General features: G+C 71.0%; 7 protein-coding genes. 2 read left to right on the forward strand and 5 right to left on the reverse strand.

Annotation, left to right across the window (positions count from 1 at the left end):
* Positions 1 to 65 precede the first annotated feature (65 nt).
* The 3 genes from HZB25_13135 to HZB25_13145 all read right to left on the reverse strand — a co-directional run bounded on the left by HZB25_13135 (position 66) and on the right by HZB25_13145 (position 3898).
* A complete protein-coding gene (locus HZB25_13135) occupies positions 66 to 1373 on the reverse strand; it encodes a hypothetical protein (protein MBI5838176.1) in 1308 nt (435 codons plus the stop codon).
* A 360-nt stretch (positions 1374 to 1733) separates the two neighbouring features.
* The gene (locus HZB25_13140) at positions 1734 to 2795 is read right to left on the reverse strand and encodes an A/G-specific adenine glycosylase (protein ID MBI5838177.1); all 1062 of its coding nucleotides are present in this window, start codon (positions 2793 to 2795) and stop codon (positions 1734 to 1736) included.
* On the reverse strand, positions 2792 to 3898 hold the full coding sequence (locus HZB25_13145) for a hypothetical protein (protein MBI5838178.1): 1107 nt from the start codon (positions 3896 to 3898) through the stop codon (positions 2792 to 2794). Before HZB25_13145 ends, HZB25_13140 begins: the two co-directional genes overlap by 4 nt.
* Here HZB25_13145 and HZB25_13150 point away from each other — a divergent pair.
* Positions 3861 to 4253 carry a hypothetical protein gene (locus HZB25_13150; protein ID MBI5838179.1) on the forward strand — a complete coding sequence of 131 codons (393 nt, stop codon included), beginning with the start codon at positions 3861 to 3863 and terminating at the stop codon, positions 4251 to 4253. The genes HZB25_13145 and HZB25_13150 overlap by 38 nt on opposite strands.
* Here the strand turns inward: HZB25_13150 and sdhB are convergent.
* Positions 4231 to 4980: a succinate dehydrogenase iron-sulfur subunit gene (gene sdhB, locus HZB25_13155; GenBank protein ID MBI5838180.1), complete on the reverse strand. Its 750-nt coding sequence runs from the start codon at positions 4978 to 4980 to the stop codon at positions 4231 to 4233. The two genes, HZB25_13150 and sdhB, sit on opposite strands and share 23 nt — an antisense overlap.
* A gap of 20 nt (positions 4981 to 5000) precedes the next feature.
* Complete coding sequence (gene sdhA / locus HZB25_13160; GenBank protein MBI5838181.1) at positions 5001 to 6815, reverse strand: succinate dehydrogenase flavoprotein subunit; 1815 nt, start codon at positions 6813 to 6815, stop codon at positions 5001 to 5003.
* Positions 6816 to 7182: 367 nt separating this feature from the next.
* Here sdhA and HZB25_13165 point away from each other — a divergent pair, with 367 nt between their 5' ends.
* The gene (locus tag HZB25_13165; GenBank protein ID MBI5838182.1) at positions 7183 to 7836 is read left to right on the forward strand and encodes a choice-of-anchor E domain-containing protein; all 654 of its coding nucleotides are present in this window, start codon (positions 7183 to 7185) and stop codon (positions 7834 to 7836) included.
* Positions 7837 to 8169 lie beyond the last annotated feature (333 nt).

The raw sequence follows: 8169 nt of genomic DNA on the forward strand, positions 1-8169 counted from the left end.
CGCGTAATGCGCCGCGGCGCCACGGGCATCCCCGCGGCGCCGCGCGATCCTTCCGACGGATCGGATCAGGGGTTGCACCGCGTGACCGACCGCACCGCCTTCGGTCCGTGGGTGGCCACCTTCATCACCTGGATCAGGAATTCCGTGCCGCCGGCCTGCGGCGCCATGCGGCGGGTGTCCGCGTGGAGGCTGCCCCCGCGCGCGTCCAGCTGCCCCTCCTGCGACTCGCCGACCGTCGCCTCGTAGGGCGCCCCGGCGGGCGAGGGTGGGTTGGTGGTGATGTCGAGGGGGGTGATCCTCAGCTTGCCGGAGTAGCCGGACTTGAAGCGGTAGGTGCCTCGCTCGTCCACCCAGGCCCGCTTGTGGAAGTCCACCGGACCCTCCACCAGCACGAAGCTCGCGCCGGAGGGGTTGCAGATGGGCTTGGGCACCACCTGGCTGTAGGTGAACGTGAGGTCTTCGGAGCGTTGGTCGGGCGTGACCGGGGCGGCCGCGCTCAGGTGCAGGATCGTGGCGCGGCCGTCCGTGGCGATGGGCACCGGACCGGGGGCGGGCTGCGGTGGGCCGCCGATCGCCGCGATCAGCTCCGGCGGCAGCTGGTTGTAGATCACGTCGGGGATGGCCCGGTAGCCGGGCGCCGGGTTGATCTGCCCGGTCTGTCCCACCGGGGCGGTGGGGTGCAGCAGGCCGGTGCGCATCAGGTCCACGGTGACCAGCTGTTCCGCCAGCTCCCAGCTGAGCACCTGGTGATCCGCGGTGCCCGGGATCATCACTTCGAAGTGGGCACTGCCGACGGCCCAGGTCCCGCGCGGGCCGCCAGCCGGCGCGAACAGGCTTCCGGTCCGGAACAGGCGCAGGTGCGCGCGCACCGGCGCGTAGTTGCCGAGCTGCAGCTGGATCACGCCGCCGGCCCAGCCCTCCAGCCCCGCGAAGGCCAGCATCGCGTCGCCGTTGGAGTCGGTCCAGCGGGCGTTGAACGGGTACACGTCGGGGAAGCCATACGCGGTGCGGTTGCCGTCCAGGGCCAGCAGCGCGGCCCGGATCTGGCGCGGATCGGCCTGGCCGGCGAAGACCAGGTTGACGGGGTCCTCGCCCGCGCCGTCGAAGGTGCGGTCGGCGAAAGGCCACAGCGTGAGCTGCTGACCCTGGAAGTCCACGGAGGTCAGGCCGGACGGGGAGCGGGGCACCGGGCAGCGCTCGCTGGCGACGCCCTTGGGGGGCTGGGCGGCGCCGTGGAGCGGGTCGTACGACACCTGGGGCCCGAACGCCGGGCCTTCGCCCTGCGGCGTGATGCATCCCGCAAGGGAGGCCAGGGCGGCCGTGAAGGCCGCGGCGGCGAGCACGCGCGCGGCGCGCCGGGAGACTGGGATCATCGGGAACTCCTTTCGCGATGGGCCGGATGGCTGGGCCCGGGGAGGCGGCGGGATCCTCGAGGCGGGGACCGCCGCGGCCCGGGCGGTGTTGGCGCGAGCCGGGGGGGCGCCGGCTTCCTTGCCATTCCAAGGGCCGTGCCAGAGACGGGATGGCTTGCGGGCGTGGCCTCCAACGCGATGGGCCGGTGCCGCTTGTGCGATGGCGGGTGCGGGCGCGACGGCGGGGAACCGCGCGCCGCGGCGCCGTTCGCGTATCGCCGGGGAGACGGAGGTGTATCCCGGGGGGCTCGTGACTCGGGCGCCCGGATCGTGCCGGAGCGGCCACGGGGGGCCTTTGGATTCGCGAGTGCAGCTATCTACTTACTGACGCGGGCGTTCCGCCTCCAGCCGCGCCCGCAGCACCTTCCGCGCAGTCCCATCCAGGGGTTGTTCGAAGATGCGCGCCGGTGTGAAGGTCTCGAGTCCCGGTGCCAGCCGCGCTCCGGTCGGCAGCTCCGCCTCCCAGACAAACGTGCGCATGCGCCGGTTGAGGATCGAGTGGCGCACCATGGGCAGCTCCCCGCTCACGCGCGCGCCGCGCCCCAGTCGCCCGAGCAGCGCCGTGCGCGATCCGGCCAGCGGCAGTCCTACCAGCCCGTCCAGCTGTCCGCCCTGCGGCCGTCGCTCCAGCACCAGCTTCGATCCCCGCCACGCCACCGCGGCGTGTTCGTCCACCGCGACGCCCTTCGCGCGGGGACGCGGCGCCGGCACGCGCTGCTGCAGGCCGTGGGCGCGCGCGCCGCACCAGCGGGCCACCGGACAATCCCCGCAGCGCGGCGCGAGGGGGGTGCATACCATCGCCCCCAGTTCCATCATCGCCTGGCTGTGCACGTGGCCGCTGCGTGCGGGCAGCAGCGCCTCCGCCATGGCCCAGAGCCGCGCCGGGGCGGGCGCGCCGCCGCCGGGTGCGGCGTGCAGGCGCTGCAGCACCCGCGCCACATTTCCGTCGAGGATGGGCGCGGGGCGGTCGAAGGCGATGGAGTAGATGGCGCCGGCCGTGCTGCGCCCCACGCCGGGCAGTGCCGCGATGGCCTCGAATTCCCCGGGGAAGCGGCCCGCGTGCTGGTCCCGCAGCAGCCGCGCGGCGCGGTGCAGCATGCGCGCGCGCCGGTAGTAGCCCAGCCCCGACCACGCGGCCAGCACCCGGGACTCCGGGGCGCGCGCCAGGGAAGCGATGTCGGGGAAGGCCTCCAGGAATGCAGGGTAGCGCTCCAGCACGGTGCTCACCCGCGTCTGCTGCAGCAGGACCTCGGAGACCCACACTGAGTAGGGATCGCGGGTCCCGCGCCACGGGAGCGGGCGATGATGCCGGCGATACCAGGAGTGGAGCGCGCGCCGGAACCCGGTGGCGGCCCGGGGGGAGACGCCCCGGGCGGGACTCACGGCGTGTACTTGAGAGCGGTGCGGACCAGCGCGTCGCCCTGCACCGGCTGCGCGCCGAATCCGTCGTAGGCGGGGATCCAGATGTTCGAGCCGGCGGGACCGGGCTCGAGCAGCAGCAGCACGCGCTGGCCGATCCAGTCCACGAAGTACCCCGGCAGCATCACTTTGATGGGCTGTCCGAGCTGGGCGCCGACCACGTAGCCCTGGGCCACGTCGGTGTCCTGGAACGGGCTGGCGTCGCGCGGGGTGTCGCAGCGGGCCAGCGAGTCCCGGTCCACCTGGAAGACGCGCGTCACACCCATGCGGAAGCAGCGTACGTCGGGGGGGAGGTTGCACAGCGGCATGTACCCCAGGAGCACCGCCTCGGCGACGAACGTGGCCCGGCGCTGCTCCAGGCCCATCAGCCGGCGCTGCTGGAGCAGCTCCAGCCAGCGGGCGACGTCGTCCACCTGGATGTGCGCGCCCACGTCCACACCCTCGTCCACCAGCGGCTTGGCGACATTCTTCGCCCAGCGCCGGCCGCCCCAGCGTGATTCCACCACGATGGTGTCGTTCTTCACTTCGAACACGCCGCCCGGAACGAGCTGCAGGAGGCGATTCCTGGGGTCCACCCGGAGCATGTAGATCCCGCGGGCCCCGGGGCGGATCCCGGTGTCCCGGGTGATGTAGGTGAACGGGTCCAGGATCGGGTTGTTCTCGTTCTTGGTGGCCAGCACATCCGGCCCGCCGATGAGCAAGGGGGCGGAGACCGCAGGGCCCATGAACTGACGTTCCACCTGGAGCGTGACGCGGGTGGCCAGCATGCGCTCGCCCACCGGGTCGGCCATCGAAAACGTGTCAATCTGGGCCACGGTGGCCAGCAGCGCCACGTCACTGAATCCGGCCAGGCGCTGCATGCGCTGCTCTTCGCTGTTGTAGATCTCCAGCGCCGGCGCGGGCGCGGCCGAGGCCAGCAGGGCGAGCGCCGCGAGCGTGCTTGACGCCAGGGCCCGGAGGCGTTGAACTGGCGGATACGGGTGTCCCGCGACACGGGGTCCCGGGGAACCGTCACCGAGGGAGGTACGAGTGAGCAGCGCGCGAGCCCGCAGGGTGGTCCTGGGCATCACCGACATCTTCTTCGTGGGCCGCGTCGAGGCCTGCGCGGCCGCCTCGGGCATTCCCGAGCCGGTGCTCGCGCAGGCGGGCGATTCGCTGTCCCGCCTGTGCGCGCTGCACCAGCCGTGCGTGCTGGTGCTGGACTTGCAGGATCCCGCCCTGGACCCGCTGGGGGAGACGACCCGGATCAAGTCCGGCCCGCTGAAGGATGTCGTGGAAATCATCGGGTTCCTGCCCCACGTTCGCATGGACCTGCGGGAAGCCGCCGTCAAGGCCGGGGTGGACAAAGTTTGGACGCGCTCGGCCTTCACCAGGTTGCTGCCCGAGGTCCTCGCCGGGGTCACTTCCGGAACAGACTCCTGAGCCAGTGACCCGTGGACGCCCGGTAGAGGTTGGCCAGGGCGTCGGTGAGCGGGATCTCCTTGGGGCACACCCGCACGCAGTTCTCCGCCTTGCCGCAGTCGCTGATTCCGCCCGGTCCCAGGATCTGGTCCAGCCGCTCGGCGCGGTTCATGGCCCCGGTGGGGTGGGTGTTGAACAGCTCCACCTGCGCCATCGGCGCCGGGCCGATGAAGTCGCTGCCCTCGTGGTACTGCGGGCAGGCCTCCATGCAGCAGCCGCAGGTCATGCAGCGCGCGTAGAGGTAGGCGTACTCCTGCTGCGCCGCGCTCAGGCGCGGCCCCGGCCCCAGGTCGTAGGTGCCGTCGATGGGGATCCAGGCCTTCACCCGCTTCAGCGCGGAGAACATCTTCGAGCGGTCCACCGCCAGGTCGCGGATCACCGGGAACTTGCTCAGCGGGCGCAGCTCGATGGGCTGCTTCAGGCTCTCCACCAGCGCGGAACAGGACTGCCGCGGCACGCCGTTGATGACCATGGTGCAGGCGCCGCACACCTCTTCGAGGCAGCTGCACTCCCACACCGGGGGTGTGGTGGGCAAGCCCGCCCTGGTGACCGGGTTGCGGCGGATCTCCATAAGCGCGGAGATCACGTTCATGCCCGGCACCAGCGGTACCCGGAACTCCTCCCAGCGGGGGGGCGATCCGGCGGAATCGCGGCGCTGAATGCGGAAGTCTACCGTGGCCGTGCTCACGTCCTGCGCTCCTTTCCCCGCTAATCGTACTTGCGCGCGACCGGCTGGACCATGCTGAGGTCCACCGGCTCGTACTCGAACTGCGGGCCCGACGCGCTCCAGGTCGCCAGCGTGGTCTTCGACCAGTTGACGTCGTCGCGCTTGTCGAACTCGGGCTTGTAGTGGGCGCCGCGGCTCTCGTCGCGCCGCAGCGCGCCCTGGGTCACCACGCGCCCGAGCTCCAGCATGTGCCACAGCTGGTTCACGAACGACAGCGACTGGTTGGCCCAGCCCGCGGCGTCCAGCACGTTCACCTTCCGGAACCGCTCCATGAGCTCCAGGATGTGGGCGTCGGTCTCGCGCAGCCTGTCGTTGTGGCGCACGATGGTCACGTTCTTGTTCATCCACTCGCCCAGCTCGCGGTGCAGGGAGTACGGGTTCTCGCCGCCCTGCATCCGGCCCAGCTCGGCGTAGCGCTTCGTCCACTTGGAAACCGCGCCCTCCCGGGCCGCCGCCGGGGTTTCCCTGTGCCCGGCCTTCGCGGCGGCCGCGTAGCTCATCATGCCGCGGGCGCCCAGGTCGCCGCCGTACACGCACGACAGCAGGGAGTTGGCCCCCAGGCGGTTGGCGCCATGGTACTGGTAGTCCACCTCGCCCGAGGCGAACAGGCCCGCCACGCTGGTCTGGTGGTTGCGCGGGCTGTCCGTGCGCACCATTCCGTCCGCCCCGGCCTCGTAGTCGATCCACAGGCCGCCCATGGAGTAGTGTACCGCCGGAAAGATCTTCATCGGCTCCCGGGTGGGATCCTCGCCCATGAACTTCTCGTAGATTTCCAGGATGCCGCCCAGCTTGCGGCGCAGCGTCGGCGCGTCAATGTGCGTGAGGTCGAGGTAGACCTGCATGCCCGCGCCCACTCCCAGGCCCAGGTCGAAGCAGACGTGGAAGATCTCGCGCGAGGCCACGTCGCGGGGCACCAGGTTGCGGTAGCGGGGATACTTCTCTTCCAGGAAGTACCACCGCTCGGCCTCGGGAATCTCGCGCGGCGGGCGGGGGTCGCCCTTCTTGCGCGGCACCCACACCCGGCCGCCCTCGCCGCGGGCGCTCTCGGACATCAGGCGCAGCTTGTCCTCGCCCGGGATGGCGGTGGGGTGAACCTGGATGAACTCGCCGTTGGCGTACACCGCCCCCTCGAGGAACGCCGAGGCGGCGGCGGAGCCGGTGTTGATGACCGAGTTGGTGGAGCGGCCAAAGAGCATGCCCGGGCCGCCGGTGGCCAGCATGGTGGCGTCGGCGGTGAGGGCCTCGATCTTCATGCTGCGCTGGTCCAGCACCACGGCGCCGCGGCACGTCCCGGAATCGTCGCGCACCATGCCCAGGTACTCGTGGTGCTCGAACTTGCGCACCAGGCCGGCGGCCTCGTGTCGGCGCACCTGCTCGTCCAGCGCGTAGAGCATCTGCTGGCCGGTGGTGGCGCCCGCGAAGGCGGTGCGGTTGTACAGGGTGCCGCCAAAGCGGCGGAAGTCCAGGTTGCCCTCGGGAGTGCGGTTGAACATCACTCCCATGCGGTCCAGCAGGTAGATGATCCCGGGCGCCGCGTAGCACATGCCCTTGCACAGCGGCTGGTGGGCCAGGAAGTCGCCGCCGCGGCAGGTGTCCACGAAGTGGATTTCGGGCGAGTCGTTCTCACCCTTGATGTTCACGGCCCCGTTGATGCCGCCCTGCGCGCACACGGAGTGGCTGCGCTTCACCGGCACCACCGAGACGAGGTCCACCGTGTGCCCGGCTTCGGCCAGCTTGATGGTGGCCATCAGCCCCGCCAGACCGCCTCCGACCACCAGAAAGTGATTCTGCGCCATTCGATCTCCCCTGACCCTGGCCCCGGGACGCGCGCGCCGGTTTCCCCGTGCACGGGCGGCCCGCCGCGTCCACGTGCCGCCCCGGCGGGTCCGGGCGGCGTGGCGCCGGGCGGGCCGGAAACGACGGCGGTATGCAATGTCGCACGAAATTAGCAGACCCGACGGGGAGGGGCAACCTCCTCGAAATGCTCCCACTTGAACGGGTTGGCGGCTCGCGGGAAGTTCCCTCCGTTGCGGCCCGCGGGCGCCGGGCGGGCTCTCCCACCGCCGGGGGGAGTTTGACGCATGCGTGCCGATTCGATAACCTGTTGTATACTTACTTGTTCTGTTGCTGTGAAACCTCACCACGGGGGGCACCAGGGGCGCCATGAGATCCGGTCATGCGCACATTCTCGCGCTCGCCTGCCTCGCCGCGGGCGCCGTGGCTGCCCCTGTCCGGGCATTCACGCTGAGCTACAGCGCCACGCTCCCGGTCCAGACCACCAGCTGGGCGTACGCCGTGGAAATCCCGCGGTTCAACCCGGCCATGGGAGTGCTGCAGAGCGTCACGGTCTCGGTGCGCGACAGCCTGGTGGCCGGCTTCATGTTCGAGAACCTGTCGTCCATCGCCGGGGCGAGCATGCGGGACTCCTCCCGGGCGGTGGTGCAGGTGCTGCGCCCCGACAACTCCGGAATCGTCTCCGCATCCGCCGCGGTGGAGCGCACCGCCTCCGTGGGAGTCTTCGACGGCTGGCTGGACTACGCCGGCACCTCGGGGGTGACCCTGGGCCCGGTGGTGGCGGTGGGCACCGCCTCCGCGATCCTGGTGGGCGGGGCGGACATCTCCATGTTCAGCGGGCTGGGTAACGTCTCGTTGCCCTGCCGCGCCACCGGCTTCGCCTCGCTTTCGAGCGTCGGAGAGAACAACCGGAACATCGTCACCACGGCGGCCGGCTGCGCGGTGACCGTGACCTACACCTACCTGAGAACCACTCGGGTGGCCGCCTCCACGTGGGGCACGCTGCGGCGGCAGTACCGGTAGGCGCGGCGCCACCGATCGACGGGCCCGGGGGAACCCCCCGGGCCCGTCTTGCTGGTACGCCCAGCATGGGCACTGACTTGGAGGTGGAAGTCCTCCGGGAACTTGGTCACAGGGACCCAAGGGAACCGCAAGGTGCCGACCGTGAGGGGAGCGCTGAAGGAAGCGGGGAACGAACCTGCAGGCCGACGAACAGAAACCGGATAGAAGGCGATGCCGACCAGGGCGAGCGGGCCAGTGACCGTGAAGCTCTTGTGACCGAAGGTCGGTGGCGTAGATCCGGCGGTCGTGCAGGGAAGGCCAGTGCTCTTATCTGGGGAGATCTCGCTTTATGCC

The sequence above is a fragment of the Candidatus Eisenbacteria bacterium genome (assembly GCA_016235265.1).
Classification (GTDB): Bacteria; Eisenbacteria; RBG-16-71-46; order RBG-16-71-46; family JACRLI01; genus JACRLI01.

Excerpts from the sequence above, each read along its gene's own strand:
- HZB25_13135 (MBI5838176.1), bottom strand. The coding sequence starts at position 1,373 with ATGATCCCAGTCTCCCGGCGCGCCGCGCGCGTGCTCGCCGCCGCGGCC.
- HZB25_13145 (MBI5838178.1), bottom strand. The coding sequence starts at position 3,898 with ATGCCCAGGACCACCCTGCGGGCTCGCGCGCTGCTCACTCGTACCTCC.
- sdhA (MBI5838181.1), bottom strand. The coding sequence starts at position 6,815 with ATGGCGCAGAATCACTTTCTGGTGGTCGGAGGCGGTCTGGCGGGGCTG.
- HZB25_13165 (MBI5838182.1), top strand. The coding sequence starts at position 7,183 with ATGAGATCCGGTCATGCGCACATTCTCGCGCTCGCCTGCCTCGCCGCG.